Origin of the sequence: Paenibacillus cineris (assembly GCF_018333335.1) — a bacterium.
Classification (GTDB): Bacteria; Bacillota; Bacilli; order Paenibacillales; family Paenibacillaceae; genus Paenibacillus_AQ; species Paenibacillus_AQ favisporus.
In genome coordinates, this window is the sequence record NZ_BORU01000001.1 from 18,857 (window position 1) to 43,627 (window position 24,771).

A 24,771-nucleotide genomic window follows, 5' to 3' on the forward strand; every position below is an offset into this window, starting at 1 on the left:
GTGGCTGCTCCCTGGCAGGAGTGGGGCTTGCTCTTCTTTTTTGCCAAGCCCGGGCATATGCTGATAAGGTAACCTACGGCTTCGAAGGAGGGGTTCCGGCATGAAAAGAAGGGCCAGATGGCGCAGCAGAGGGGCGAGCAGGCCCCGGAGCCGGCGGAGGGTATGGCTGATCGGTGCATTGGTTTTTCTCATTCTTATGCTCCAGGGCTTCGCCTATGTCGAAAATCATCTGAAGCCGCCCATCATGTACCTGGCCAAAATCCGCATGAAGCAGATTGCGACCGACGCCATTAACGAAGCGGTGGCTGCGCAGGTGGCGGAGGGCGAGAACGCGGATGACCTGATCGATTGGAAAATGGATACGTCCGGCAAAGTGTCCGGCTTTATGCTGAATTACGCAGAGCATATGAAAATTACCTCAAGCACCTTTAAGGTGGTCCAGTCCACGTTGGAGGACAAACATAAGCTGGCCGAGAGCATTCCGCTGGGCCAGGCGCTCGGCAGCCCGATCATTGCATCCTTCGGCCCCAATATTCCGATTCGGGTCGAGCCTCAAGGTGCGGTCAAGGTAGATCTGAAAACGAGAGAAAAAGATGCGGGGATCAATATGGTGCTCGTGGAGATTTACATTCATGTAACGGTCGAAGTGGGAGTCGTCGTGCCGTTCGACATGGAGCCGGAAATCGTCGATACGGAAATCCCGGTCTCTTACCTGATGGTCGTCGGCAACGTGCCGATGTATTATTACGACAGCAAGGGCACGCCGGTCGGGGAGAACGGGGCCGCGGCGCCAAGCATCGCGCTGCCCGGAGCCGGAGCGCAAAGCCAGCAAGGCGGAAGCCCGGCGGCCGGAAACCCGCCCAGCATCCATCCGGGAGGGGAAAACCCCGGAATAACGGATTCGACGAGCGGGGTCACGGGGGAGGCAGGGAAGCACTAAACGGCTTGGTATAGCAATATGAAAAAAGGGACCTCCCGAACACGCGGTTCAGGAGGATCCCTTTTTCTGTTTCAGCGCTTTGCGCTCTTCCATTTCCCAGTGGCGGAGGGATGGATAAGGGTCGAACGACCATTCGACCAGGCCGCTGTCACGGTAGATGCCGTAGTGCAGATGCGGAGGGAATTTACCTTGCGTGCCGGGTTTCCCGTAGCCGGAGCTGCCGACCCAGCCGATCGTTTGTCCTGGTGTGACGATATCCCCCTGTTTGATGGACTTTTCAAACCCCTGCAGATGAGCGTAGTAATGGTAATGGTTGTCCAAATCCCGGATGCCGATGCGCCAACCGCCGAACGGGTTCCACCCCTTGAGCTCAACTACGCCATAGCAGGTGCTTCGTACGGGAACGCCGTAGTTCGCAAAGATGTCCGTGCCTTCATGGATTCGGTAACCTCCCCAGCTCCGCCCGCTTCCCCAGGTGCTCCGGTACGAATAGCTGCTGCCGATGGGGAGAGGGAAGGCATGCCCGGATAAATCCAGCGTGCCGAATTTTTCATACAGCTTGGAGAATTGTTCGATCCGTTGAACCGAGCGGCTGTTATGGTAATATTCCCACATCGCGATGTTGAAATCTTCCTGTGATTTGCCGTACCCCTGCAAATAAGTCGCCATGCTGTACAGCACATCAAGGTCGTTGTCGGGATCTGCCCGCCCGTCGCCGGAGCCGTCGCGGCCGTACCCGTTGAAGATGGAAATGGACCGCGGGTTATGATCGTTCAATTCCGGATTGAACACTCCTGACCAGGCCGGTTCCGTAATGAGGATGCCGGTGAGGCGCTCCGGGTGCTTGCGATCCTTTGGATGGGCTTTGGTCAAGGTCCGTTCGTACTGGTCGATCGCGGCAATCCTGTACCAAGGGATGTTGGTGGCCTTGCTGATCTTCGCATAGAGTGCCTTTCTGGACTTCAGGATTTCTGTCCGGCTCAGCTGGTCCAGCGACTTGGCGGCTTGGTTAGGATCCGGAGCCGCCGGCTCCGCGTCCACCTTGCCGGTAAGGTGAAAGCAGCCCAGCAGCAGCGCCGATGCGAGTACACCTGTCAGCGAACGTTTGAGCCACCGTGTGTGCGGAACAATGTATTTCATCGGTTCTCTACCTCCTGCCAGTTTGATGCAGTCCTCGCTCAATATTCGGACTGGACCGACATAGCCTTAGAGTGAATCAAGAACCTCGAATTTATCCGTGCGTGGAAATGGAAGTATTTTGGCTGATTTCATGATATAATATGGAACATGCAGCAGCTAACCATGATAGCGAAAGAAGGTCAGAACATTGCCTACGAATACCATCAAGGAGCCAAAGCCGGATTGGATTCGCATCAAACTGACAACCGGTGACAATTACCAGGAAATCAAGAGCATGATGCGCTCTAAGACCCTTCACACGGTATGTGAAGAAGCACGTTGCCCTAACATATATGAATGCTGGGCCAATCGTACCGCCACGTTTATGATTCTCGGCGATATTTGTACGCGGGCCTGCCGTTTTTGTGCAGTCAATACAGGAAAACCGACGGAGCTGGATCTCCAGGAACCGGAACGTGTCGCTGAAGCGGCGGAGAACATGGGTCTGCGCCACTGCGTCATCACCAGTGTGGCCCGGGACGATCTGTCCGACGGAGGTGCGTCTATTTTCGCAGAGTCGATCAAGGCTGTCCGCAAGCGTCTGCCGCTGTGCAGCGTGGAGGTGCTGATTCCGGACTTTATGGGGAATTGGGACGCCCTGAAGACCGTAATGGACGCGAAGCCGGATATTTTGAACCATAACATTGAAACGGTGGAACGCATGTCGAATCGTGTGCGCGCCAAAGCGAAGTATGACCGCTCCCTTGAGCTGCTGCGCAGAGCGAAGGAAATGCAGCCGAACATTCCGACGAAGTCCAGCATCATGCTGGGAGTCGGCGAAGAATGGGATGAAATTTTGCAGGCGATGGACGACCTTCGCGCCGTGGATTGCAACATTATGACGATCGGACAATATTTGCAGCCTTCTCCGCAGCATTTAAATGTGGTTAAATATTATCATCCGGATGAGTTTGCCGCTCTGAAGGAAGAAGGCATGAAGCGGGGATTCAGCCACGTGGAATCCGGACCGCTTGTTCGCAGCTCCTACCATGCCCATGAGCAGGTACAATCCGCTGCACAGCATAAATAGGCGCCATTATACGATAACCTCAGGCAGAAAGGCAGGGGTAGTTCATTGATTCTGATCGGCGGAAAAAATTATGAGGTGCTTAAAGATCATAAAGACGGTTGGAACCTTGAAGCCTTTCGTGAACGATACAGTGAAGTGCTGGACCGCTACGACTATATTGTCGGCGATTGGGGCTACAGTCAGCTCCGGCTTAAGGGGTTTTACCGGGATAAGCATCCCAAAGCAACCAAAGACACAGCCATTTCCGGCATGATGGATTACATTAACGAATACTGCAACTTCGGCTGCGCGTACTTTGTACTGCAGAAGAGCCGGGAGTCGCAGCCCAAAGAGAAAACAAAAAGCGGTTCCGTATAGGAGCCGCTTTTTGTTATGAGATCAGAAAGTATAAGTTTCGGAGCTTCTGCTTCCTGATCTCGCAAGAAAAACCTCCTCTAGAAGCGGTCTGTCTTCTTTGAAGGTACGTCGATAGACGTTTTTCTTATGCAAGTTGTCATGCATATAAAGTTCTTGATGCTGATTTATCCCAGAAAAGCTTCCCGTACCCGGTTCCAGAACGGGAACGGGCGGTATCTCGCAAAGCTGACCTTCTCCTTGGCGACCTGGCAGCGAACCGAGATGAGGTCGTCCACCTGCAGGTTGACATGATCGATGTAGAGTAAGAGCCGCTGCTCTTTGCGGGAGAAAATGTCGCAGTGATGGTGCTTTGGCAGCAGAAGGGGCGAGCCCATCGTCCGGAAGACGCGGTTGTTGATCGAGGCGATCTCCGCGATCTGCAGTGCCTCGATAGTCGGGTGCACCATGGCGCCTCCAAGACTTTTATTATATGCCGTGCTTCCGGATGGCGTGGAGACACAGATCCCGTCGCCGCGGAACATCTCAAAGGTTTGGTCGTTGATGTCCACTTGGGCCACTACCGTTCCGTCGACACCTTTCAGAGTGAACTCGTTCAAGGCGATATAGGAAGCGTTGCCCGATTTTCTATGAATTTCAAGTTCAAGCAGCGGATATTTGACGATTCGCGGACGAATGGAGCCCGAATTGGCCGCAGAGCTCATCAGTTCGATCAGCTGCGGCAGCTCGTCCGCTTTCCAGTCCGCATAGAATCCCAGATGTCCGGTGTGAACCCCTACGAAGGCAATGTCAGGAATATGGTCAATAAACGTATGAAAGGCATGAAGCATGGTGCCGTCCCCGCCGATGGAAATGACAATCTCCGGTGATTCGGCATCCAGCTGAAATCCCCGTTGCGCCGCAAGCTTATGGAACTGCTCGCTTAAATCCACGGATAACTGATCCCCGCGATCCAGAACATAGTATCTCAAGGGTGTAAGCTCCTTTGTAATGGGTTTATAAGAATCATAAACAATATCGGAGGATAACACAACGTCCATTTCATGTTCCGTGATCAGGACGTCCGGCGAACGCCGCGCCACAAGGATTGAATCCAGCTGATCAGAAGGGAGAGCACCGTCATCCCGGCCAGCAGGATGCACAACAGGACGAGGCAGTCCCGGATGCCTTGGGCCGAGGCCAGAAAGCCGAAGTTTTGGCTTGCGAAAGCAGGCGCATCGGTATAACGTCCCATCACCGGTTCCCATAAAAACAGAACGAGGAAAGCAGCCACAAAACCATGGATCAAGCGCGCCATCATGAACGGCAAATAGCGCAGATTGGTGGCGTGCAGAATGCTCGCGATCTGGGCGTGCACGGAGAGCCCTCCCCAGGACAGGATAAAGGCTGCTGCAGCTGCTTTAAAGGGCAGCGGAACGGAGGAGGCGGCTTCACCCGCCGAACGGGCGCCCAGGGTAACCTCAAATAAGCCTCCAACGAGCGCTTCCGAGAGGGATGGAGGGAATTGGAGGGCCGTCAGGCCATTTTCCAGCAGACGATAGAAGAACGCCATAACCCCCGCTTCGGTAAGTATCTCTAAAAATACAGAGAAGAATACAACCAGTCCGCCCACGACAATAATAAGCTTCAGCGAAGATTCGACCGCCTGCTGGAGCAGCTCGCCCACGCTTCGGCCGTCGTTCATTCTGGCTTCATGCATAGCGTTGAACGCCCGCCGCAGCCGGCTGCCGCGAACCGGGGCTCCGGAAGCCGGAATTTCGGTCACCGAGCCCCGTTTGCCATGGAAACGCATGAGGAGGCCGATCAGAAAACCGCCGCCGTAATGGGAAAGCGCCAGAATGGTTGCGATTTTGGGATAATGAAAAAAACCGACCGATACGGCGCCGATCAGAAAAATCGGGTCCGACGAGGTTGTAAAGGCCACCAGCCGCTCGCCTTCCTCCCGGTTGAGCATTTTCTGTTCCCACAGCTTGGCCGTCAGCTTGGCCCCGATGGGATAGCCTGACACATACCCCATCGCGGCTACGAATCCTCCGCTTCCGGGAATGCGGAACAGCGGCTTCATCAGCGGATCGAGCAGCGTGCCGAACAAGTGAACGATGCCGAAGCCCAGCATCATTTCGGAAATGATGAAGAAGGGAAATAACGACGGAAACAGGACGTCCCACCAAATGGCCAAGCCCCGCAGGGCGGATTCCAAATAAGGGCCGGGGTAACACAGCATCAGCACTAACAATCCGGCCATAGACGCAATCATGAGCGGTAAACCCAGCCTTTTTACGGACAAATTCGCAGCCTCCCTTCTGAATATGGGACATGAGAATCACACCTATGTTCCTAGATATTATGAATGTCATCGGACAAACAGTACAAAAAAGTTGGGAAAGCGTTTACAATAAGTGCTGTATTTTTGGTGGAGATATGGTAAAATATACAGTACAACAACTAACTTCATTTCAAGTTTAAAATATATGGATGGAGTGATGAGAACATGAGTATTGTCGCCGGTCTCCTTGTCTGCGCCTTCGTGTATGTCATTCGCGAATCACTGGTCCATCCCGGCGAAGAGGATTGGAGCAGTTACTGAACATGTCCTAAGGTGCTAAACTTACGTTTAGCGCCTTTTTTTGTGCATAGGGACTTGTCCTTCCGCGAGGCTCATGCAGAGGATTTGAGACCCTAATTTAAAGCTCAGATCCCACTTTGTGGGGTTATTTTGTTTTTGGTTTTTGATATAATGGAAATAATATGTACTTTGCATGTTGATGATTCATTCGAGTAAGCAGTGGCGGAAGGCCCGGAAAGAGACAAGCAGCGATGAAGGACACTGGGCATGAAAGGAATGTATGGATGTGGCATTGGAACCTCTTTACTCCATTAATGTAGTATGCTGTAATTGCGAGCATCAATTTTCCACGTCACGGGTGCGTCCGAGCTTTAAGAAGGCCGTGCGTACGGATGCGGATTTTTGTGCTTATTATAACAACGAGAATCCCGACTATTATGTGGTCAGGGTATGCCCGAAGTGCGGTTTTGCGTCTACGGAGCATTCAACGGAACGGCTGAGCGATGTGCAGAAGAAGCAGTTTGCCGAGAAAATCGGAAAGCGCTGGATCGAGCGGGACTACAGCGGACACCGGGATTGGGAAATTGCGCTTGAGACCTACAAGCTCGCCTTGCTGTGCGCGCAGACGATTGGAGAGAAGGATCGGATTATCGCAAGCCTTCTGCACCATATTGCCTGGCTCTACCGGTATAAGGGTGACGAGGAGCAGGAGCAGCGCTTTCTGAAATACTGCCTGGATTCTTATATCCGGGTGTATGAGCTGGAAGGCGTAGGAGCGAACAACGCGCGCTTGCTATATTTGATTGGGGAACTGCACCGCCGGACAGGCGATTACCATCAGGCGGTCAAGTGGTTCTCCAGAGTCATCAATGATAAACATATCGTGGATTCAGCGATGATCCACGCTTCACGCGAGCAGTGGGGCGTGCTGCGGCAAGAAATGCTGGACAAGCGAATGGAGCTGCCGGGCGAGATGAATCCCGCCTGAACGTAAAAACACGCCAAGGAGACCGTGTTCATCACGGCATGCCTTTGCGTGTTTTCTTTCCGGAGCAGATCAGCCGGTTCGATCAGCGAATATCCTGGTCGAACAGCAAATAATCGTTGTCCGTATCAATGATATGGAGTCTGTTGTTGCAGCAGGGAAAGACGAGCAGCTTTTTCTTTCCTTCATGAATGCTGCGAAGCTCAGCCGGCTTAAGGGGCAGCCTCACATTGTTCGTTCCACAGAACGGACATTCATGTACATAGATATCGCCCATCACTTTGTCGTAAGGCCAGGTTCTCGAGAACGGAATCATGATTTGGTTCCTTCATCGCCGTCCTGCTTGCCGGCCTCTTCCTTGGCGAGCTCCGCCAGCTTCTGCAGCAGGATATGCTGCGGCATATGCATCAGGTGTTCCAGGGGAACCCCCAGCTTCTCGGATAGTTTCACGGCGGTCTCCGGTGAAATTTGCAATGGTCTCATGGTGAGTATCCCTCCTCTGTATGAATAAGCCCGTTTTGCCGGGCAGAAACATAAGGGTTTCGTCTTTATAGTTATACACCTTACCATGAGGCCAATCAAATAAAATAAAATTTATGATGAGAAAGGTGATTCGAACATGAACAAAGACCTGAAATTAACTTGGAATCTTGAATCCGTATTTCCGGGCGGCTCCGCTTCCGCCGAGTTCGATACCTTCCTTCACTCCCTGGAGCAGGACCTGAAGAGCCTTCAGGGCGAAATCAAGGCAGCCAAGGCGCCGGCGAGCCCAAAAGAGACCGAGTCGTTTGACGGCTTTATTGAAGCGCTGCAGGGCACGATTGCCCGCTTCTCCGAAGCCAGCGCGTTCGTCAGCTGCCTGCAGGCACAGAATCAGCAGGATAAGAAGGCCGTTCAGCTGGGCGGCCGCCTGGCGACCCTTCGGGCGCTCATTAGTGGAATCATGACCGACTTTGACCACATTCTCCGCTCGACCGATGACGAGACGTTCGCGCAGTGGATCGGCCGGGATCAGGTGCGGCAGCTGGCCTTCGTCCTTAGCGAAAGCCGCGATCAAGCCCGCGAAATGATGAGTCCGGACATGGAGAGCCTCGCGCTCGATCTGGCCATTGATGGATATCATGGTTGGAGCAGCATGTATGATACGATCGTCAGCCATATCCAAATTCCGTTTGAAGAAAACGGCGAGACCGTGTCGTTGTCGGCCGGGCAGGCGGCCAATAAGCTGGACAGTCCGGACAAGGAGACCCGCGAGTCGATGTTCGTGAAGTGGGAACAGGCATGGTCGGACAAAGCCGACTTCTGCGGGGATACGCTGAATCACCTCGGCGGATTCCGCCTGAAGCTGTACGGACGCCGCGGCTGGGACGAAGTGCTGAAGGAGCCGCTTGAAATCAACCGCATGTCGCGTGAGACGCTGGACGCCATGTGGAATGTCATACAGGACAACAAACAGATGCTGCTGCAGTATATGGAGCGCAAGGCCAAGCTGCTCGGCCAGGACCGTCTGAGCTGGGTGGACGTGGAAGCGCCGATCAGCAAGTCTTCGGGCACCATTTCTTACCAGGAAGCGGCGGAAACGATCGTGGAGCAGTTCCGCAAGTTCAGCCCGCGCATGGCTGATTTTGCCGAGATGGCCTTCGACAAGTCCTGGATCGAGGCGGAAGACCGTCCTGGCAAGCGTCCTGGCGGGTTCTGCACCTCGCTGAAACTCAGCAAGGAGACGCGGATCTTTATGACGTTCAGCGGAACCGCTTCGAACGTCTCGACGCTGGCCCATGAGCTAGGACACGGCTATCACCAACACCTGATGAACGAGCTGCCGATTTTGAACCAGCGGTATGCAATGAACGTTGCCGAGACGGCATCTACCTTCGCGGAGATGATCGTATCGGACGCGATGGTAAAATCGGCTGCCGATGAGCAGGAGCAGCTGGCTCTGCTTGAAGACAAAATCCAGCGGAGCGTCGCATTCTACATGAACATCCATGCCCGCTTCCTGTTCGAGACCCGTTTCTATGAGAAACGGAAGAGCGGTCTGCTCAGCGTTCAGGAGCTGAACACGCTGATGGAAGAAGCGCAGAAGGAAGCGTACTGCGACGCCCTGTCGTCTTACCATCCGCATTTCTGGGCGTCGAAGCTGCATTTTTATATTACGGGTGTGCCGTTCTATAACTTCCCGTATACTTTCGGCTACATGTTCAGCACGGGCATCTATGCACTCGCGCTGCAGGAAGGCGCGGGCTTTGCCGATAAATACGACGCCCTGCTGCGGGATACCGGTGTCATGACGGTGGAGGAGCTGGCGAAGAAGCACCTGAACGCCGATCTGACGGGTCGCGATTTCTGGCAGAGCGCGGCAGATCTGACGGCAGAGGATGTCAAGCAGTTCCTGGCCATGACCGACCATCTGGTGTAATCCAGCCGGACGGTTCGGATAAGTGGAATAGATCACGCCACACAAAAAGCAGTCCCTTGGGGTTCGTTACGCCTCAAAGGGACTGCTTTTTTGATGATACATTAGTTTGGGAGATTGGGAGACGCGGACTTGTTATATCGCATTGCAAGAAGACGACTGCTAAATGCACTCTTATGCGGCTGGAAAAGCAACATGGAATCGCTTTGTCAGATGTCCGCCCTCAGTGAAGTACATCAAGCGGGGCATAGGTTAGGAACGCCCGCGGATTTCCTGACGCAGGAACATGACGTACGAGATCGCAAAGCAGGCCAGCGTCAGGGCGATCAGCCCGGTGACCTGCGGCCAGATCAGCAGCAGGCTCTGCCCGAAGGGGAGCGGGCTGTCAATCGCGCCGTAGGCCTGCTCCGTCGTGAGCGGACCCAGTGTACGCACCGTCGGCATCAGCAGCGTCGAGGTCGCCTCATTGAACAGCGTATACGGTGAAATCCGGCTCAGCCCGAGCATAAAGCTGACATGGTGGACCATGTCGTCCACCGAAGCCGTGTCGCTGTTAGGCGCAAGGCCCGAGGAGATCAAATTCAGGATCATATCGTAAAAGAAGCTGAAGAACAGCCAGACGGCGATACCCGACAGCGCCGATGTGGCGGGCTGGCGGAACTTAACCGAGAACAGGATTGATAAGTTCAGCCAGAACCCAATATAAACGATCGTCACGACCAGGAAGCTGAGGATTCTCAGCAGCTCCTCGAATGACGGCGGCAGTCCGACGATCAGAAAACCGAGGGCCAGCACGAGCAGCCCGAGGGAGAGAAACATGAAGCCGATGATGGTGAGCGATGCGATAAATTTGGCGTTCAGCAAATCGTCACGGTGAATCGGCTGCGCCATGATGCGGCTCAGGGTGCCTTTGTTCCGCTCGCTGTTGACGGCGTCGAAGCCGAGGCCGATGCCAAGCAGCGGGCCCAGGAAGCCGATGAATCCGATAAACGACGGCAGGGTGCCGTCGGAGGTGGTGAACAGCTTCAGGATGACGAAATCGCTGTAGCCGTCTGTGGATTTGATAGCGTCCTGCAGGCTGTTCAGTGCCGTATACAGCGAGGCGACGCAGGTCAGGAAGATGATCGCCAGGAGCAGCAGGAAGCGCCAGCTCCGGACATGATCAGAAATCTCCTTGCGCACCAGGACGCGGAATGCCGCCGGGTTCGCATTTGCCCGGCTGAACCGCTCCCGGTCGGAGGGAGCAGTGCCCCGCAGCCGGCCGATGCCGTCCTTAAACGGGGTGCTGACCGTGTCCCAGGCTTTATTTAGCCGCTCTTTTAGAACGCTTGCTTCCAAGTTCCTCACCTCCCGCAAAATATCGCCGGTAGATTTCATCCAGGCCGTATTCCTTGCGCTGCAGCCCGTAAAGGGCCGCTCCCGACGCGACGACCGTCCGGGCGATCTCCGGACTGCAGTCGGCGTTGACGCCGATCTCCAGGCGCGTCCGGTCTTCCACCGGTCTCATCGAGTCCTGATCCCCGCTCGCGATCCGGACGGAGCTGACCCCTTCCACGCTCTGAAGGTCAGTCAGCAGCGCATCATCCGCCCGGTCCACCTCGGCGGTGATCAAAAGCGGCGTGTCGGTCAGCAGGACGCGGGACAGCGTCTCCAGGTTTCCTTCCGCCAGCAGCCTGCCGCTGACGAACAGACCGACGCGGTCGCAGATTTGCTGAACCTGGTGAAGCTGGTGCGAGGAGAGCAGTACCGTCAAGCCCTGGTCCCGGCTGAGGCCGTGGATCAGGCCGAGGAGCTCATCGATCCCTTTGGGGTCGATGCCGAGCGTCGGCTCGTCGAGGATGATGATTTCCGGCCGCTTGATCAGAACGTCCGCAAGTCCGAGCCGCTGCCGCATACCGCGGGAGTAATTCCCGGCCTTCTTGTGGGCGGCATCCTGCAGCCCTACCTCCTTCAGCAGATCAAGCGAACGATCCTCCGCCTCTTTGTCGGAAATGCCGTTAAGGCGGGCGGTCAGCTTTAAGTTCTCGAGGCCGGTCCAGTCTTCGTAAAAACCGACGTCGTCCGGCAGGTAACCGACGCGGCGTTTGACTTCAATCGGCCGCCGCGTCGGATCCAGCCCCAGCACGTTGATGCTTCCGCCGTCCGGTTCGCTAAGGCCGAGAAGCATCAGAATGGTGGTCGATTTGCCTGCGCCGTTTGGGCCGAGCAGGCCGAAGATTTCCCCGCGGCGGATTTGAAGGGACAGATGGTCCACGGCTTTATGGGTGCCGTAGCTTTTGGTCAACTGCTGAATGTCGATGACTGTCTCCGCCAACGTTATCTCCTCCCGTATTTACGAATGAGTACATAGATGCCGCCCAAAATGACCAGGATGATCAGCACGCCGATCCAGCCCCACAGGACGGAGCCTTTGACAGCGACCCGGAAAGAGGCGTTGGATGAAGATTCCGCAGCTTGGGCGGTAATATCGGTTACATAATCCCCGGCGATGGCTTTGTCGCTTGCGGTCAATTTGGCTTCCACCGTGGTGGACTTGCCGGCGGCGAGCTTATCGACCGTTTTGGGATTAAAGCTGACTTCCCAGTTGGTTGGCGCCGTGGAGGTGAAGTTAATGTTGGTCAGGTCGGCGGTACCGGTATTTTTGATCAGCAGCTCCACGGTTTTATCTCCGCCTGCCTTAATGTCGGTGCTTAACAATCCGCTTGGCGTCGTCAGTTCCATGCTGTATTTACCGGTGATGACGGCTTCGAGCTCCAGCTCGGAATTCGTTGTCTGGTTGGAAGCGCGGATCGGTATTTTAAAGGTACCCTGCGTCACGTTTTCAGCCGGCTTTACATCAACGGTAATGGATTTGTCAGCCCCCGGGTCCACTTCGACGGAAGAGACCTGTTTGCTGTCGGCCGTAAATGTTACGTCCCATCCCTTCTCAGCCTGGGCGGTTAACGCATACGTCTGCTTTTCGGCGGTGCGGTTGGACAGGTTCACCGAATAGGTAAAGGTCGCGTCGGAGTGTCCCTCCAGGTTGGCCTGATCGGTCGTCAGTTCGGTTTGATACGTGCCCTTTTCCGTGATGTTGACCGAAAGGGGCAGAGACGCGAGGCTGCCCGCCGACAGCGTAAAGCGATAGGTTCCCTTGTCGATTTGCATCGGAACCGTCACGTCCAGGGAGATCGTTTGCGATGAATCCGGCATGACCGAAATTTCGTTCAGGTCCCAGCCGCCGCCTGAAATTTTAGCCGTCCAGCCTTCGGGCAGATCGGTAACGGATATCGGGGCTGTAATGACGCTGCCGGAGTTGTTTTTCAGCTCCACGCTGTAATTCAGCGATTCTCCGGGAGGCACGGAAATGGAAGTGTAGGTAGTGTACAGCGTCAGACCTCCGGCTGCATGGACCGGACTTCCCGTGCTTGCGATCAGAAAGCCGATGCAGAGCATCAGCGCCAGGCCGGCATGTGTGATGATCCTCAAGAAACGTGTCATGAAACAGAACCCTCCTCAAGTGTGTTGGTGATCATCTGGAATACGAATGAAGAGGCACCACCGGATTTACCGGAAGATTAAAAGAAGATAAAAATTTGCTTAAAAAGGGATAAAATCACGGAAGAGGGGAGTCCGAACGCGAAATTCTTTTGCTAGAATGTTGCTGTAAAAATGGCGGCCAGCGCTCTCTTCGGGACCTTGGGTGCAGGGGGCAAGGCCGGATCAAGGGAATGAAGAGAATAAGGGGGGATACTCCATCATGCAGGACCGTCCTGAAGCGTGGTTGAAGGAAATTGCAGAGGGCTCGGCTCCGGCTTTCGACCGGTTCTATGATGCGTTTGCTCCGATGGTTTACCGGCTTGCGGAATACTGGATGAAGGACCGGGTGGAAGCGGAAGATGTCTGTCAGGAAATTTTTATCGAAGTGATGGAAAAAGCCGCGCACTACGATCCCGAAAGGGGCAGTGTGGAAGCGTGGCTGGCGGTTCGTGTCCGAAGCAGGGCCATGGACCGCCTCCGGCAAAAGCAGCGGATGGCCGCCCTGCAGCGGACGCAGGAAGAGTCGGCCGTTATGCGCTGGCAGCGGACGCTGGAATCGGCGGAGCTCGAAGCGTTCCGGCATCTGGATCAGGAGCAGGTGAGGGTGGCGCTGCGCAGCATCCCGCCCATGCAGCGAATGGCGCTCTACGGGAGCTATATGATGGAGCTGACGCACCGCGAGCTGGCTGAGAAGATGCAGAAGCCGGTCGGAACCGTGAAGTCGCTGATCCGCTACGGCATCCGGAATTTGCGCAGCAGACTGGAGCAGGGCCAGGTTACCCAGACCGGCGAGGGAGGTGAACCGCATGCGGTTGTCCATTCGGGAAAATGGGAGCAATAATCCTGAAGGCTGTGCGGAGCTGCCCGAGGAAAAGCTGGTCGATTACGCGATGAAACAGCTGGAAGAGCCGGAGCGTCTCCGCGTCGAGGAGCATGCCGCCGCTTGTTCCCACTGCAGGGAGCGCCTTGCCGAGTGGGAGATGGTGATGCAATCCGTTGAGCTGGCCGGCTCGGTAATGAGCGAGCCAGCCTCGGCTTTGGAAGGCCAGCCAACCGCTGCAGCGTTGAGCACGCCGCTGCCCGAGTCGCCGATACGGGCCGTGGGTGCCGAAGAGAAAACCGCATCAGAGGCGGATTGGCAGGCCCCCAGTGAGGTAGCTGGCCCGCTCGCGGCCTCTTCCGCAGCTCCTGGCCCGTCCGCCCGTCTGGGCCGCAAAATGCGGCTTCTGGCCCGGCTCCGTTCCCTGGAAAAAGGATTTGTCCGCCGGCGGCGTTACCTTGTACCTGCCGCAGCGGCAGCGGTTGTTGCGGGCTGCGTCGTTGCCGGGCTGTTCTCCTTCAAGCATCGGGAGATGCCGTCCGCCGATTCTATCGATCAAGCTTTTGCATCCAAAATCGCTGTGATGCAGTCGGCCAATTACGATCAGTACCGGATTCCGCCCGTTCCACCGCTTCACGGATCGGGCGGCGTGTGGATCGACCGGGATTCGGGTGAGATGCTGATCGTGATCGAAGGTCTTCAGCCACCGGAGGAAAAGGCCTACCAGGTATGGCTGCAGCATGAGCAGCGGTCGGTCAGTATGGGAATGCTGATGACGGGTATGGCCGAGGGTAAAGGTTATTATTACGGATACGGGACCATGGACCCGGACCAAATTGTGATCAGTCTGGAACCTAAGGGCGGGAGCCGGGTTCCGACCGGACCCGAAGCACTAAGGGTGTCTGTCGATGATAACAGGGAGTAGCGCCAGCCCGGGGAAGCTCAAATGCCCCCGGGCTTTTTTTCTTTTCAGGTTTCGCGTTAGCCCGGGATAGTCTCTTTAAGCCGACTGTTTTTAGGGTGATGGGATCATTGAAATGATTGGGGATAGCGTTCATTGGAGTTGATTCGTGGTTTTTCGCGCACTTCTTGAAATATCCTTGGGGAAATCACATTTTGTCAAAATAACCAGAAATATAGCGATTTGTTGCCGAAAATAAAATTACTTTAACGAAAATAATAGGAATTATTACCCAATTATGTTTGATGTTGTTGTATGATACTATATGCTGTCTTATAATGAGTCATAAGCCCTATGAGTTTTGGCGAATTTTGGAGAGGGGGAAAAAGATGATCAAAACCGAGCAGTTATCTTTGGCAAGGCAATTGGATTTAGTGTTTAAGGAACTGGAAGAAGAGCTGTCAGGACTATCATCCGGCACGGTGTTTGTGCAAATACGAAATAATGTCATTGGTAAATTTGGTATCCGGCATCATCCGCTGGAAGGACGGAACGGGGAAATTCATTCCCAGGATTCCGGACTGACTCCAGTACAGTACTCGTCTTTTCGTCTCATGGCTTTAGAAAGTTTAAAATACAAGCGCCACTGGACTCACGGTGAAATCAGCTACGAATTTACGATCCGGCAGGGGCTCATTGCGGTGGATGCCATCTTGGAATCCAACTATAACATGGCTAACCTGATGATCCGCTATCCGAGACATACATATCCTGAAACAGTAACAGAATTGTCGTAGTTCGGCGTGGACTTATTTTTATCATCCCTTCTTGCTTTTGTAGTATGACTTTATCCATGAATATCCGAATAGTTTGATTAGCACAGAAGACAGACCAGGCTTAGCGGAAGTTTTTATTGCGATTATTGAATGGTTAACGCCGCTGAAAATTTTATAAATCTATAATTAGAAAAAGGCAGCCCTTGGAATAATCCAGAGGCTGCCTTTTGTAGGCGGGGACGGCTCGCGCCGGGCCCGGCATCATGATATCAACGTATACAAATGCAGATTATTGGCCGGAACGACCCGATAATTGCTGCTCTGCCAGTTGTACCAGACGTTTTGTGATGTAACCTCCCAAAGAACCAGTCTCACGGGAAGTGTAGTTGCCCATGTATCCGTCTTGTGGCATTTGAACGCCAAGCTCTTGTGCAGCTTCAAGTTTCAGTTGTTGAAGAGCAGCGTTAGCTTGTGGAACCACCAGGTTGTTCGAGCGGCTTCCGCGTCCTTGGTTTTGACCTTGACCCATACCCATGTTTGTCACCTCCTTTGAACTTTATGGTGTTATTATGGTGCGAAAGATTTGAAAACATGCAGCAAGAAGGGAGATATAAATTGGTAAATAGAGGATAACGCGAAAAGGGCCGCATGCTTCAAGCAGCATGCAGCCCTGTTATTTTGTAAATTTGAAAATCCGCGTTTTCCTATGCCTGATTCTAAGGAATCGGCTTAATGGTCTTCAGAAGGATAGATCATGTCCAGCGTCAGATCCATCTCGACCGATGCTTTCGGCTCGATCCGGATCAGACCCGTCAGGTCCGGTCCCGCGGCAAGATTGGGCGCATCCGGCAGCCAGGTATATGGCTCGATGCACAAAAACTCGTCCGCTTCGCCTTTCGTATAGAGAACCCAATGCTTATAGTACTTCGGATCCGCCGAATACTTCAGTCCGTACCCGTCACTGCGCATCAGCAGGGCTTCCGCAGGCTGTCCTTCCCCGATCCGGAGCGGCGTGTCGAAGTTGGTCCCGGCCAGATTGAGTCCTTGATTGAGCTGATCGAGCGGTCCGAGCGGGAGGAGCTCGCCGGTCGTAATTAAATCCTTATCCAGCGCATATTCCGCGCTTACAGGCAGGGTAAGCGTCCACTCTCCCGGCTGCCCGTCAAGCAAAAACCATGTATGAAAACCGATGCCGAAAGGTATCGGATGGTCCCCCAGGTGGGTAACCTTTAAGTGTTGGGTCAGTTTGGACCCTTGAAGGCGAAGCGTCATTTCCAGCTTCAGCGGTGCGGGAAACTGCTCCATCCAGTGTGGATCGTCTGAGGTCAGGAACTCCGAGGTCACTGCACAGCCTTCTTCGTCTTCTTCGATATCGCTGACTCTCCAGGACTGTGTCCGGTGGAGACCGTGAATATGGTTGTCTCCGGCAGTGTTCCGGTCGAACTGATACGATCTGCCTTCGTATTCAAAATGGCCGCCGCGGATCCGTCCCGGGGGAATCAGCATCGGCATGCCAAAATGGTAAGGTTTTTGCAGGTAGAATTCCAGATCGTTGTCATCAGGTCTCCGAACGACCTGCCGATTTAGGGTATGGTCCAAAATGGAAATGACATTGTTTCCAAGCGATGGCAGCAGTGTGACTTCAAGCTCACGGCTATGCAGGATATAGGTATCGTATCCGTTCCATTGCCCTTTGGTCACTTGTTTCATATCGTTGCTCCTTTTTCCTCTAAATTCATTTAGCCTTCAAATATCTAACCCATATCATAACAGATTTGATGGCGTTTCGTAAAAAAAGGGGTTTGACAATTCGACGATCTGAGCTTTATCATAGGCATTGCAAAAGGCTTTCAATGATTATGTAAACACGATGACAGGGACAAGTAAGCAAAGACGGCGTAACCTTCAGAAAGCCGGTGGTTGATGCGAACCGGTGGAGCCGATTTTGCCGAATGGACCCTTGAGTGCCGCGTTGAACGGAAGCAACCATGACTTCCTGCGTAGACCGGCCGGCGATTCCACGTTACGGAAGCAGAAAGGCTGACAGTTGTCGCTTCCACATGGGCGGCTTGCAGCAAATAAGGGTGGCACCACGGTCTCACGTCCCTTGCGGGCGTGGGGCCTTTTTTGTTTTTACCATTTTTAAAGTTGGAGGGATTGTTGATGAAAACCGTACTTTCCGGCATTCAACCCAGCGGCAAACTGACGCTCGGCAACTATATCGGAGCCATGAAAAATTTTGTGAAACTCCAGAACGACTATCAGTGCAATTTTATGGTCGTCGATCTCCACGCGATTACGGTACCCCAGGAACCCGAGGCGCTCCGGGAGCAGTCCGAGGCGGTAGCCGCCTTGTTCATCGCAGCGGGTATTGATCCAAATAAGGCGAACGTGTATATGCAATCGCATGTTCCGCCGCATGCCGAGCTGGGATGGCTGCTGACGACGCTCACCTCGATGGGCGAGCTTGAACGTATGACCCAGTTTAAAGACAAATCGGCCGGCAAGGATTCCGTAGGAGCCGGATTGTTTGTCTATCCCGCGCTGATGGCGGCAGACATTCTGGTGTACAATGCGGATCTGGTTCCCGTAGGCGAAGACCAGAAGCAGCACTTGGAGCTTGCCCGCGACCTGGCGGGACGCTTTAATCACCGCTTCGGCGACTATTTTACCATTCCGGAACCGTACATCCCCGAAGTGGGCGCGCGGATTATGTCGCTGGACGACGCTTCGAAAAAAATGAGCAAAAGCAATCCGAACCCGGGAAGCTATATCGCCCTCTTGGATCCGCCGGATGTCATCCGCAAAAAGATCAGCCGGGCCACCACCGATTCGGGAAAAGAAATCCGCTATGCACCGGATGAAAAACCGGAAATCAGCAATTTGATGAGTATTTACTCGCAATGCTCCGGCATGTCGCTGCAGGAAATTCAAGATAAATACGAAGGTCAAATGTACGGCGGATTTAAAAAGGACCTGGGAGAAGTCATCGTAGCGACGCTCGAGCCGCTTCAGCAAAAATATGACGAAATCCGCAAGTCCGGTCAAATTCATGATATTTTGGCGCAGGGCGCAGACAAAGCCATGGAGAAGGCTTCCCGCACCGTGGCCGAAGTCAAAGAAAGAATGGGATTTCTCCCGGCCAAGAAATAATTTCCCCGGCGGCAGCGATGACTAGCCGCTTTACCGGTGATCGGGCTGCTCCAGCCGGTTCTTGCGGGCTTTGACCACAAAGCCCCACCCAATATTGAGAATTGCGAGAATGCCGAGCAGCACGGCTACCCAGCCGTTATAGCTGATGGAGACGGCGCATGCCATCAGAAGCAGGATGGACGAGGCAGCAAACCATAAAGACAAGCCTTTACTCATTGGCAAAAACCTCCATTTCATATATAGAAACTTTCTTGTATAACTGTGTCGCTGCGAGCCATACTAAGCTTGCAAGCTTGCATTTCAATAAGACGCAGAATTGAAGGGAGACTCTTATAATGGCTAGATCTCGTTCCAACAATCTGGTGGTACCTCAAGCAAACGCTGCACTGCAGCAATTGAAAATGGAAGCGGCTCAGGAGCTCGGCGTTCAAATGCCGCAAGACGGATACATGGGCAACTACACTTCCCGTGAAACCGGTTCTCTCGGGGGATACATTACGAAACGTCTGGTTCAATTGGCTGAGCAACAACTTTCCGGCCAAGGCAGATAGTTCCATACAGGAAAGTATTTCGGGTCCGGAGCGCCGACAGGTGCTTCGGTCTTTGTCTTGCAACTACCGTGATTCTCTCTTATCCGGCAGCATCCGTCAAGAGGCAGGCTGTTTCCCGAACGCGGGGCGGCTGAAAAACATTACGACGGAAGGATAAAAGGCGTTACGGAAAAAAAGGGGTCTGCGGAATTTTTCCGCAGACCCCTTTTTATTATGCAATCCCCGCGGCACTCAGCCTGAATTGATGGAGAGCCGCTTGTTCATCTTCTTGGAGCTCAGCCAGCCAACGTAAGTATTGATTGGCTGATAATTTTTATCCATGACGAGCACAGCGACGAACGGATACTGTCTCCGGTGCCGGTAGCGCACATCTGCCCAGCGGACCACATAGCCCCAGGGCAGCGGCTCGACTTCGGCCACCGCGAAGGAAGAGAAGTACAGGAAGGCTTCCACATCGGGATGCTTCCGCGAATGCTCGACCGCCGGATGGGACTCGGTGACGGCATGCTTTCTCCATTCGAGGGTATGCCCGTTCAGTACGCCGATCTGATAGCTGCCGTCCGGATGGGACTTGACGACATGCCACTTATTATAGGAAATGGTCGGAATGACGAAGTAACGTTCTCCCGGCTTACGGCTCTCATCCAGCCGCATCACTTCCCGGGTGCGCATCGAATGGGCGCCGGTCCGCCAAATATAATAAAACACCGTCAGGATATATACGACAGTGAACAGAGGTGCAGGATGTACCGCTCCTGTACTCCAGAGCAGAACGGCCAGGGCGTGCAGCGTGAAAATAAACGGGTCAAAAATATGAATGATGTTCCACGAAATCCACTTTTCCGTCACGGGCCTGAAGGCCTGGGTTCCGTACGTGTTGAACAGATCGCTGAACACGTGCAGACAGACGGCGATGCCGGTCCAGAGCACGATATGCCCGGATGGGACACCGCTGAACAGAAGGGACAGGATTCCGCTGATCAGAGCGGTCCAGATGACGAGAAACGGCAGGGAATGAGTAATTCCCCGGTGATTTTTAACGTAGAGGGCATTGCTCTTGAACCGCAGCAGGCCGTCGAAATCCGGAGCCTGCGAACCGATGACAGTGCCCAGCAGCACCGCGGCGGCAAGCGTGGGACTCGCGGCAACCGCCGGATCGACGTAGGCGAGACCGGCCAGGCTGAGTCCAATCACAAAATGTGTGGCAGTATCCATTTACCATGTCTCCTTCTTGTTGTTCTTTATTCTATTGTAACAAACCCGGAAGCTGATTTCCTTTCCGGCAGAATGCCTCACTATAGTTACTACCCAATATTGGATGAATTTATTAGTGTTTGACCATACTATTACGTGTCGCTAATACGTGTCACTAAATTGTCAAAATGGTGAATGATTTTGGAGAGGATTGTCAAACACTTTTACCTTTTGATATGATAAACTTTATAGCGGAGGGCAAGTTCCTCCATAATGACAGAACTAAGGAGGATCTTAAGGCGTGGATAATCACTTGACTTACCAAGCTCCTTCGGATTCCGCAGCGCTTTCCATCAATCAAACGCCACCCAATCCATCGGCAACTTGGAAAGATTTTATCACATTAACTAAACCCGGTATTCTCCGGTCTAACTTAATTGCTGCATTTGCAGGTTTCTGGGTCGCATCCCAATGGGATATTCATATAGGCAAGATGATTCTGACTCTACTGGGAACTATGCTGGTTATGGCTTCCGCCTGTGTCTATAACAATTATTATGATCGTGAACTGGATATGAAGATGGAACGGACGCGTAAACGTACGCTTCCGGCCGGCCGCATAAAGCCAGCAGTTGTACTCTGGTATGCCTTTATTCTAGGTGTGCTGGGACTCGCTGACCTTTTTATTTTTTCAGGGGTTATGGCCGGCATCTTCGGGGTTATCGGTATGTTCGTCTATGGAGTCGTTTATACGATGTGGCTGAAACGGACGTCCACCTGGAGCACTTCCGTCGGCGCGATTTCGGGGGCTATGCCGCCGGTAATCGGTTATGTCGCCGTAACGGGTACGGTCGATATGGGCGCTGTTCTGCTGTTTGCGATGCTGTTCTTGTGGCAGCCGCCTCACTTCTGGGCTCTCGCCATCCGGCGTGTCGAAGAATACAGAGCGGCGGGATTCCCGCTGCTGCCGGTCGTCAAAGGCGTTAAGCGTACCAAGATTCAATGTATTCCTTACCTGGTATTGCTGGTTCCGGTACCGGTATTAATGTATGCATACGGCTATGTGGGCATTTACTTCATGATCATTTCGCTCTTGCTGTCCCTGATCTGGCTGTATTATGGCATGAAGGGATTTACCGCCAAAGACGATGAAGCGTGGGCTAAGAAAACGTTCTTCTTCTCGATAAACTACTTGACCTTGAGCTTGATCGCAATGATTTTGAATACAACTCACTAAGTTTTTACCCAGAATCCCATGGAATCATGGGATTCTTTTAAAAGGAAGAAATGAAAGCCTGTTCACCCGGGCTCAAGCGGGTCACCCGGCCTTCAGGGCAGATGGGCCGCGTCAGTGTTACATAACAAACTACTGCCTGTAGTCCTGGGGAGGCATGGCGGCATCAAGATGTCCGCCGGCGTAAGGGACAGCAGGAATCGTGATTAGGGAGAGGGGAACGAATTCGATGTTGAAGCGCTACAAATGGACATGGATTTTGCTGGTGGTGATCGTGATTGGAGCAGGGTACCTGGTATATAACGCCATGGGATTCGGCAAAGAGAAGCTGCCGGTCATCAGCCAGGTCGGAGATTTTTCGTTTGAAAATGTGGATGGCAAAACGGTAAGCCTGAACGATACCAAAGGCAAGGTCAGATTGTTCTACTTCTTCTACACCAGCTGCCCGGACGTATGCCCGGTAACGACCTTCATGCTGTCGCAGACGCAGAAGCAGCTCGTCAAGGACGGAACCTTCGGCAAAGACGCCGAGTTCGTCTCGATCTCCTTCGATCCGAAGGTAGATACCCGGGAGAAGATCAAAGAGTTCGGGGACAAGTTTAATGTCGATTACAACGGATGGTACTTCCTGAGAGGCGAAGATCAGCAGATCCGCGATCTGGCCGAAAAGTCGTTCAAAATCGCCATTATGGGAGACAACAAGGACAACTTCTCCCATGCGAACATTATTGCTCTTGTCGACCGGGACAATCAGGTCCGCAAGCTGTATAACGCCAACAATACGGATGAAGTTACGGCAGAATCCCTTGCGAAGGACGTTGAGGCGTTGGCCAAGGAATAATCAAACAGGAAGGCGCCAGATCCCCGGCATGCTCCGGATGGGTAGGCGCCTTTTTTTGTGAGAGATCAGAAAGTACCAACTTAGCGTTTGCGGAGTAGTTTCCTTGTATCGGGCTCCCCGCAAAGGATCTGGAATCGGCATCGAAGCATAAGCTCCACTTCGTGGGGCTATTTTGCGTTAATCTTTAGACCATACGGTGTAGGAATCGGGATAAACGATAAATTCCTCAAGCCCCGCTTTTTCCAGCTGGGAAATGATATATTCATCCGGTGTGCCCTCAACTCCCCGGTATCCCCGTCTTGTGTAGATGTGGCCTGCATCCGGGAAGGCATCCCGTAGAACGCCGCGAATCCTTTTGCCGGAACTGTCGTTGTCCATAAACAGATAAACCTCGCTGTCCTTAATTTCTTTGCGCAAAGACTCGAGCCTTGTCGTGTTTAACGTTCCGTATGTGCACACAATTTGAATTTCGGGATCCAGCAGGCGGCGGACCTTACTGCGGTCGTTTTTTCCCTCGACAATAATATAAATCGGCATGATGGCTCACCTCGGACTAAGAGAAGGATGTTTGTCTCGAAATTCCCCGGGAAATGTTGAAGCTTAGGTCCGGGTAATTCTAGTGTAGCTTGTTTTCGGCAAGCCATGCAAAAAAAAGTAAAACGATCTGTCCAGCAGGGTAGACAGACCGTTTAATATGGGAAGATCGCCGTTCTAGCACCAGAATGCACGCAAAATGATGACAAGCAGGATAAACAGTACCAGTACGACGCCTACGTTACTGTAAGGCACACACGGAGCTGCCGCCACGGGAGCTACCTTGGTTGCAGGTGCGGCCACCGGTGCTACTACAGGACCACAGCCGCAGTGAGAATACAGACCCATCGAGATCACCTCTCTTTCTTCCTGGTCGGTTAACACAATCCATCTTATGTGGGTGAGTGCAGGAATTATTGTGCAGGGGCCTATCTCTCGATTTTTAGGCTTATGTCTACACCGGATTCTCGTTCATATGGGGATGAAGCGCAGATCCCTTGCGGTTGATGGGGATCATCATAAGTCCCGCCATGAGGAGGACAAAAGCGATGTAGTACGGTGACACGGATCCTCTCAGCTGGCCTGCGGCGATCGGACCGATAAAGGAGCCGATGGACATGGCGATGGACTGGAGCGAAAAGATCCTCCCCAGCTTGCTGCCGCCGCTGAGCTGAATAAACATGGAGGCAAGTCCAGGGAAGATGATGCCTTTTGCCGAACCGAGAATAAACAGGATAACGACCAGCGGCACATGAGGAAACGCAGCCATGCCAAAGAAGCAAAGAGCCATCAATAGAACGCCTGCAATGACCCTTTTATAAGGTGAATAGCGGTTGATAAACAGCATGCTCAGCGTAACCAGGGCGCCGATGCTCAGGACGGAAAACAGGATGCCGGTCGATTTAATGCCTTCCACCCCGGTATCGCGCAATGGCAGCTCGAAGAACAGGATCCCTTGGGAACAGGAAACGACAAAGGGGAGGATAAAATAGCGCCAGGATACGCTGGGGGCAGGGGACGACATTGGAGCTTCTTCATTACCGCCATGGGCATCCGTCATCGCCTTGACCGGTTTCGGAACGCTGAAGACCGCCATGACCCCGGTCGCAATCAGCAGCCACCCGAGGCCCTGGAACGTTGTCGAATAACCGGTATGTGCCACGATAAAGGCTCCCGCAGCCGGCGACACGACCGAGGCCAGGGTATGCACTACGCCATGACCGGACATATATTTGCCCTGGGTCACCTCGTTTTTGGACAGGGAAGCGAGCAGGGCAAGGCAGGCTGGCGACAAGAAGGCCAGCACAAAGCCGCTGATCGACCGCAGGACCAGCAGCTGCCAAGGGTACTGCACATGCGCCTGCAGCAGGAGGACGATACCGGCCGATACGAGGCTGAAAATGATATAGCGCCGGCTGCCGTGCTTGTCGATGACCGTACCTGCAATCAAATTGCCGGGCAAATGGGTGAGTGCGTAAATGCCCATCATCCACCCGATAAATACCGGCGCTGCTCCCAAGGAGACCGCGAATGGCGTGAGTATGGGGTACTGGGCGTGAAGGTCGAAGAAGGCGAGAAACAAAAACATGTACAGCCAAATAGCAGTTTTCACGTGAGCAGCTCCTTTTTCGCAGATTCATCATCTGTACGTTCGGTGTGGAACGGGTTGACCCGCGGATGAGACAACCATTCGTTCATCAATCTACGTGTACGTTTCTACTTGGCGGCTTAGACCCTCTTTTTTGGGACGGGCAAATCGCTAGCTTTACAGGTTACGT

General features: G+C 53.5%; 26 protein-coding genes and 1 pseudogene. 12 read left to right on the forward strand and 15 right to left on the reverse strand.

Features of this window, described 5'->3' with window-relative positions; genetic code table 11:
• The first annotated feature begins 100 nt into the window (after positions 1-100).
• A complete protein-coding gene (gene yunB, locus KI379_RS00185) occupies positions 101-940 on the forward strand; it encodes a sporulation protein YunB (RefSeq protein WP_212982325.1) in 840 nt (279 codons plus the stop codon).
• A gap of 48 nt (positions 941-988) precedes the next feature.
• On the opposite strand, the gene KI379_RS00190 is transcribed toward yunB, so the two are convergent.
• Positions 989-2,080 (reverse strand): M23 family metallopeptidase, encoded by a 1,092-nt coding sequence (locus tag KI379_RS00190; protein WP_212982327.1) that lies wholly within the window; start codon positions 2,078-2,080, stop codon positions 989-991.
• A 187-nt stretch (positions 2,081-2,267) separates the two neighbouring features.
• On the opposite strand from KI379_RS00190, the gene lipA reads away from it, so the two are divergent.
• Complete coding sequence (gene lipA, locus KI379_RS00195) at positions 2,268-3,149, forward strand: lipoyl synthase (RefSeq protein ID WP_234489770.1); 882 nt, start codon at positions 2,268-2,270, stop codon at positions 3,147-3,149.
• Between the two features lie 45 nt (positions 3,150-3,194).
• A complete protein-coding gene (locus tag KI379_RS00200; RefSeq protein ID WP_076175150.1) occupies positions 3,195-3,506 on the forward strand; it encodes a YutD family protein in 312 nt (103 codons plus the stop codon).
• Positions 3,507-3,670: 164 nt separating this feature from the next.
• On the opposite strand, the gene KI379_RS00205 is transcribed toward KI379_RS00200, so the two are convergent.
• Both KI379_RS00205 and ylbJ read right to left on the reverse strand, forming a co-directional pair.
• Positions 3,671-4,474: an NAD kinase gene (locus KI379_RS00205; RefSeq protein WP_076175238.1), complete on the reverse strand. Its 804-nt coding sequence runs from the start codon at positions 4,472-4,474 to the stop codon at positions 3,671-3,673.
• A gap of 83 nt (positions 4,475-4,557) precedes the next feature.
• Entirely contained in the window at positions 4,558-5,790 is a 1,233-nt protein-coding gene (gene ylbJ, locus KI379_RS00210; RefSeq protein WP_076175148.1) for a sporulation integral membrane protein YlbJ, read from the reverse strand.
• A 565-nt stretch (positions 5,791-6,355) separates the two neighbouring features.
• On the opposite strand from ylbJ, the gene KI379_RS00215 reads away from it, so the two are divergent.
• Positions 6,356-7,057: a DUF2225 domain-containing protein gene (locus tag KI379_RS00215; RefSeq protein WP_212970519.1), complete on the forward strand. Its 702-nt coding sequence runs from the start codon at positions 6,356-6,358 to the stop codon at positions 7,055-7,057.
• Positions 7,058-7,139: 82 nt separating this feature from the next.
• On the opposite strand, the gene KI379_RS00220 is transcribed toward KI379_RS00215, so the two are convergent.
• Both KI379_RS00220 and KI379_RS00225 read right to left on the reverse strand, forming a co-directional pair.
• The gene (locus KI379_RS00220; RefSeq protein ID WP_076175144.1) at positions 7,140-7,370 is read right to left on the reverse strand and encodes a hypothetical protein; all 231 of its coding nucleotides are present in this window, start codon (positions 7,368-7,370) and stop codon (positions 7,140-7,142) included.
• Positions 7,367-7,537, reverse strand: a complete 171-nt coding sequence (locus KI379_RS00225; protein WP_076175142.1) for a YycC family protein — start codon at positions 7,535-7,537, stop codon at positions 7,367-7,369. The genes KI379_RS00220 and KI379_RS00225 overlap by 4 nt, the downstream gene beginning before the upstream one ends.
• Before the next feature lie 136 nt (positions 7,538-7,673).
• Between KI379_RS00225 and KI379_RS00230 the strand changes: the two genes are divergently transcribed.
• Entirely contained in the window at positions 7,674-9,473 is a 1,800-nt protein-coding gene (locus tag KI379_RS00230) for a M3 family oligoendopeptidase (RefSeq protein ID WP_212982329.1), read from the forward strand.
• Positions 9,474-9,722: 249 nt separating this feature from the next.
• Here the strand turns inward: KI379_RS00230 and KI379_RS00235 are convergent, their stop codons facing one another.
• The 3 genes and pseudogenes from KI379_RS00235 to KI379_RS00245 form a co-directional block, all read right to left on the reverse strand.
• On the reverse strand, positions 9,723-10,808 hold the full coding sequence (locus KI379_RS00235; protein WP_373309515.1) for an ABC transporter permease: 1,086 nt from the start codon (positions 10,806-10,808) through the stop codon (positions 9,723-9,725).
• Positions 10,774-11,727 (reverse strand): annotated as a pseudogene (locus tag KI379_RS00240) (ABC transporter ATP-binding protein); the annotation flags it as partial. The gene KI379_RS00235 and the pseudogene KI379_RS00240, both read right to left, overlap by 35 nt.
• Positions 11,728-11,786: 59 nt before the next feature.
• Positions 11,787-12,950, reverse strand: a complete 1,164-nt coding sequence (locus KI379_RS00245) for a COG1470 family protein (RefSeq protein ID WP_089549887.1) — start codon at positions 12,948-12,950, stop codon at positions 11,787-11,789.
• 259 nt (positions 12,951-13,209) lie between these two features.
• On the opposite strand from KI379_RS00245, the gene KI379_RS00250 reads away from it, so the two are divergent.
• The 3 genes from KI379_RS00250 (at position 13,210) to KI379_RS00260 (ending at position 15,507) form a co-directional block, all read left to right on the forward strand.
• Positions 13,210-13,830, forward strand: coding sequence for an RNA polymerase sigma factor (locus tag KI379_RS00250; RefSeq protein WP_212982333.1), 621 nt, complete (start codon positions 13,210-13,212; stop codon positions 13,828-13,830).
• Complete coding sequence (locus tag KI379_RS00255) at positions 13,796-14,734, forward strand: anti-sigma factor (RefSeq protein WP_212982335.1); 939 nt, start codon at positions 13,796-13,798, stop codon at positions 14,732-14,734. The genes KI379_RS00250 and KI379_RS00255 overlap by 35 nt, the downstream gene beginning before the upstream one ends.
• A 365-nt stretch (positions 14,735-15,099) precedes the next feature.
• Positions 15,100-15,507: an O-methyltransferase gene (locus KI379_RS00260; RefSeq protein ID WP_076175130.1), complete on the forward strand. Its 408-nt coding sequence runs from the start codon at positions 15,100-15,102 to the stop codon at positions 15,505-15,507.
• Between the two features lie 268 nt (positions 15,508-15,775).
• Here KI379_RS00260 and KI379_RS00265 read toward each other — a convergent pair whose 3' ends face one another.
• Complete coding sequence (locus KI379_RS00265) at positions 15,776-16,015, reverse strand: alpha/beta-type small acid-soluble spore protein (RefSeq protein WP_076175232.1); 240 nt, start codon at positions 16,013-16,015, stop codon at positions 15,776-15,778.
• 200 nt (positions 16,016-16,215) lie between these two features.
• Complete coding sequence (locus KI379_RS00270) at positions 16,216-17,196, reverse strand: aldose 1-epimerase (RefSeq protein ID WP_116231826.1); 981 nt, start codon at positions 17,194-17,196, stop codon at positions 16,216-16,218.
• 453 nt (positions 17,197-17,649) lie between these two features.
• On the opposite strand from KI379_RS00270, the gene trpS reads away from it, so the two are divergent.
• On the forward strand, positions 17,650-18,639 hold the full coding sequence (gene trpS / locus KI379_RS00275) for a tryptophan--tRNA ligase (protein WP_076175126.1): 990 nt from the start codon (positions 17,650-17,652) through the stop codon (positions 18,637-18,639).
• 30 nt (positions 18,640-18,669) lie between these two features.
• Here the strand turns inward: trpS and KI379_RS00280 are convergent, their stop codons facing one another.
• On the reverse strand, positions 18,670-18,855 hold the full coding sequence (locus KI379_RS00280) for a hypothetical protein (RefSeq protein ID WP_212970526.1): 186 nt from the start codon (positions 18,853-18,855) through the stop codon (positions 18,670-18,672).
• A 119-nt stretch (positions 18,856-18,974) separates the two neighbouring features.
• Here KI379_RS00280 and KI379_RS00285 point away from each other — a divergent pair, with 119 nt between their 5' ends.
• Positions 18,975-19,190: an alpha/beta-type small acid-soluble spore protein gene (locus KI379_RS00285; protein ID WP_076175122.1), complete on the forward strand. Its 216-nt coding sequence runs from the start codon at positions 18,975-18,977 to the stop codon at positions 19,188-19,190.
• A 231-nt stretch (positions 19,191-19,421) separates the two neighbouring features.
• Here the strand turns inward: KI379_RS00285 and KI379_RS00290 are convergent, their stop codons facing one another.
• Entirely contained in the window at positions 19,422-20,405 is a 984-nt protein-coding gene (locus tag KI379_RS00290) for a metal-dependent hydrolase (protein WP_116231829.1), read from the reverse strand.
• A 280-nt stretch (positions 20,406-20,685) separates the two neighbouring features.
• Between KI379_RS00290 and cyoE the strand changes: the two genes are divergently transcribed.
• On the forward strand, positions 20,686-21,621 hold the full coding sequence (gene cyoE, locus KI379_RS00295; RefSeq protein WP_145137142.1) for a heme o synthase: 936 nt from the start codon (positions 20,686-20,688) through the stop codon (positions 21,619-21,621).
• A gap of 226 nt (positions 21,622-21,847) precedes the next feature.
• Positions 21,848-22,459 (forward strand): SCO family protein, encoded by a 612-nt coding sequence (locus KI379_RS00300; protein WP_145137139.1) that lies wholly within the window; start codon positions 21,848-21,850, stop codon positions 22,457-22,459.
• Positions 22,460-22,636: 177 nt separating this feature from the next.
• On the opposite strand, the gene KI379_RS00305 is transcribed toward KI379_RS00300, so the two are convergent.
• The 3 genes from KI379_RS00305 to KI379_RS00315 all read right to left on the reverse strand — a co-directional run bounded on the left by KI379_RS00305 (position 22,637) and on the right by KI379_RS00315 (position 24,605).
• Positions 22,637-22,996, reverse strand: coding sequence for a toprim domain-containing protein (locus KI379_RS00305; protein WP_076175114.1), 360 nt, complete (start codon positions 22,994-22,996; stop codon positions 22,637-22,639).
• A 174-nt stretch (positions 22,997-23,170) separates the two neighbouring features.
• Positions 23,171-23,341 carry a hypothetical protein gene (locus tag KI379_RS33970; protein WP_163882325.1) on the reverse strand — a complete coding sequence of 57 codons (171 nt, stop codon included), beginning with the start codon at positions 23,339-23,341 and terminating at the stop codon, positions 23,171-23,173.
• Between the two features lie 106 nt (positions 23,342-23,447).
• Positions 23,448-24,605 (reverse strand): MFS transporter, encoded by a 1,158-nt coding sequence (locus tag KI379_RS00315; protein WP_212970527.1) that lies wholly within the window; start codon positions 24,603-24,605, stop codon positions 23,448-23,450.
• Positions 24,606-24,771 lie beyond the last annotated feature (166 nt).

Excerpts from the sequence above, each read along its gene's own strand:
- yunB (WP_212982325.1), top strand. The coding sequence starts at position 101 with ATGAAAAGAAGGGCCAGATGGCGCAGCAGAGGGGCGAGCAGGCCCCGG.
- KI379_RS00190 (WP_212982327.1), bottom strand. The coding sequence starts at position 2,080 with ATGAAATACATTGTTCCGCACACACGGTGGCTCAAACGTTCGCTGACA.
- KI379_RS00220 (WP_076175144.1), bottom strand. The coding sequence starts at position 7,370 with ATGATTCCGTTCTCGAGAACCTGGCCTTACGACAAAGTGATGGGCGAT.
- KI379_RS00225 (WP_076175142.1), bottom strand. The coding sequence starts at position 7,537 with ATGAGACCATTGCAAATTTCACCGGAGACCGCCGTGAAACTATCCGAG.
- KI379_RS00230 (WP_212982329.1), top strand. The coding sequence starts at position 7,674 with ATGAACAAAGACCTGAAATTAACTTGGAATCTTGAATCCGTATTTCCG.
- KI379_RS00245 (WP_089549887.1), bottom strand. The coding sequence starts at position 12,950 with ATGACACGTTTCTTGAGGATCATCACACATGCCGGCCTGGCGCTGATG.
- KI379_RS00250 (WP_212982333.1), top strand. The coding sequence starts at position 13,210 with ATGCAGGACCGTCCTGAAGCGTGGTTGAAGGAAATTGCAGAGGGCTCG.
- KI379_RS00255 (WP_212982335.1), top strand. The coding sequence starts at position 13,796 with ATGCGGTTGTCCATTCGGGAAAATGGGAGCAATAATCCTGAAGGCTGT.
- KI379_RS00260 (WP_076175130.1), top strand. The coding sequence starts at position 15,100 with ATGATCAAAACCGAGCAGTTATCTTTGGCAAGGCAATTGGATTTAGTG.
- KI379_RS00265 (WP_076175232.1), bottom strand. The coding sequence starts at position 16,015 with ATGGGTCAAGGTCAAAACCAAGGACGCGGAAGCCGCTCGAACAACCTG.
- KI379_RS00270 (WP_116231826.1), bottom strand. The coding sequence starts at position 17,196 with ATGAAACAAGTGACCAAAGGGCAATGGAACGGATACGATACCTATATC.
- trpS (WP_076175126.1), top strand. The coding sequence starts at position 17,650 with ATGAAAACCGTACTTTCCGGCATTCAACCCAGCGGCAAACTGACGCTC.
- KI379_RS00280 (WP_212970526.1), bottom strand. The coding sequence starts at position 18,855 with ATGAGTAAAGGCTTGTCTTTATGGTTTGCTGCCTCGTCCATCCTGCTT.
- KI379_RS00285 (WP_076175122.1), top strand. The coding sequence starts at position 18,975 with ATGGCTAGATCTCGTTCCAACAATCTGGTGGTACCTCAAGCAAACGCT.
- KI379_RS00290 (WP_116231829.1), bottom strand. The coding sequence starts at position 20,405 with ATGGATACTGCCACACATTTTGTGATTGGACTCAGCCTGGCCGGTCTC.
- KI379_RS00300 (WP_145137139.1), top strand. The coding sequence starts at position 21,848 with ATGTTGAAGCGCTACAAATGGACATGGATTTTGCTGGTGGTGATCGTG.
- KI379_RS00305 (WP_076175114.1), bottom strand. The coding sequence starts at position 22,996 with ATGCCGATTTATATTATTGTCGAGGGAAAAAACGACCGCAGTAAGGTC.
- KI379_RS33970 (WP_163882325.1), bottom strand. The coding sequence starts at position 23,341 with ATGGGTCTGTATTCTCACTGCGGCTGTGGTCCTGTAGTAGCACCGGTG.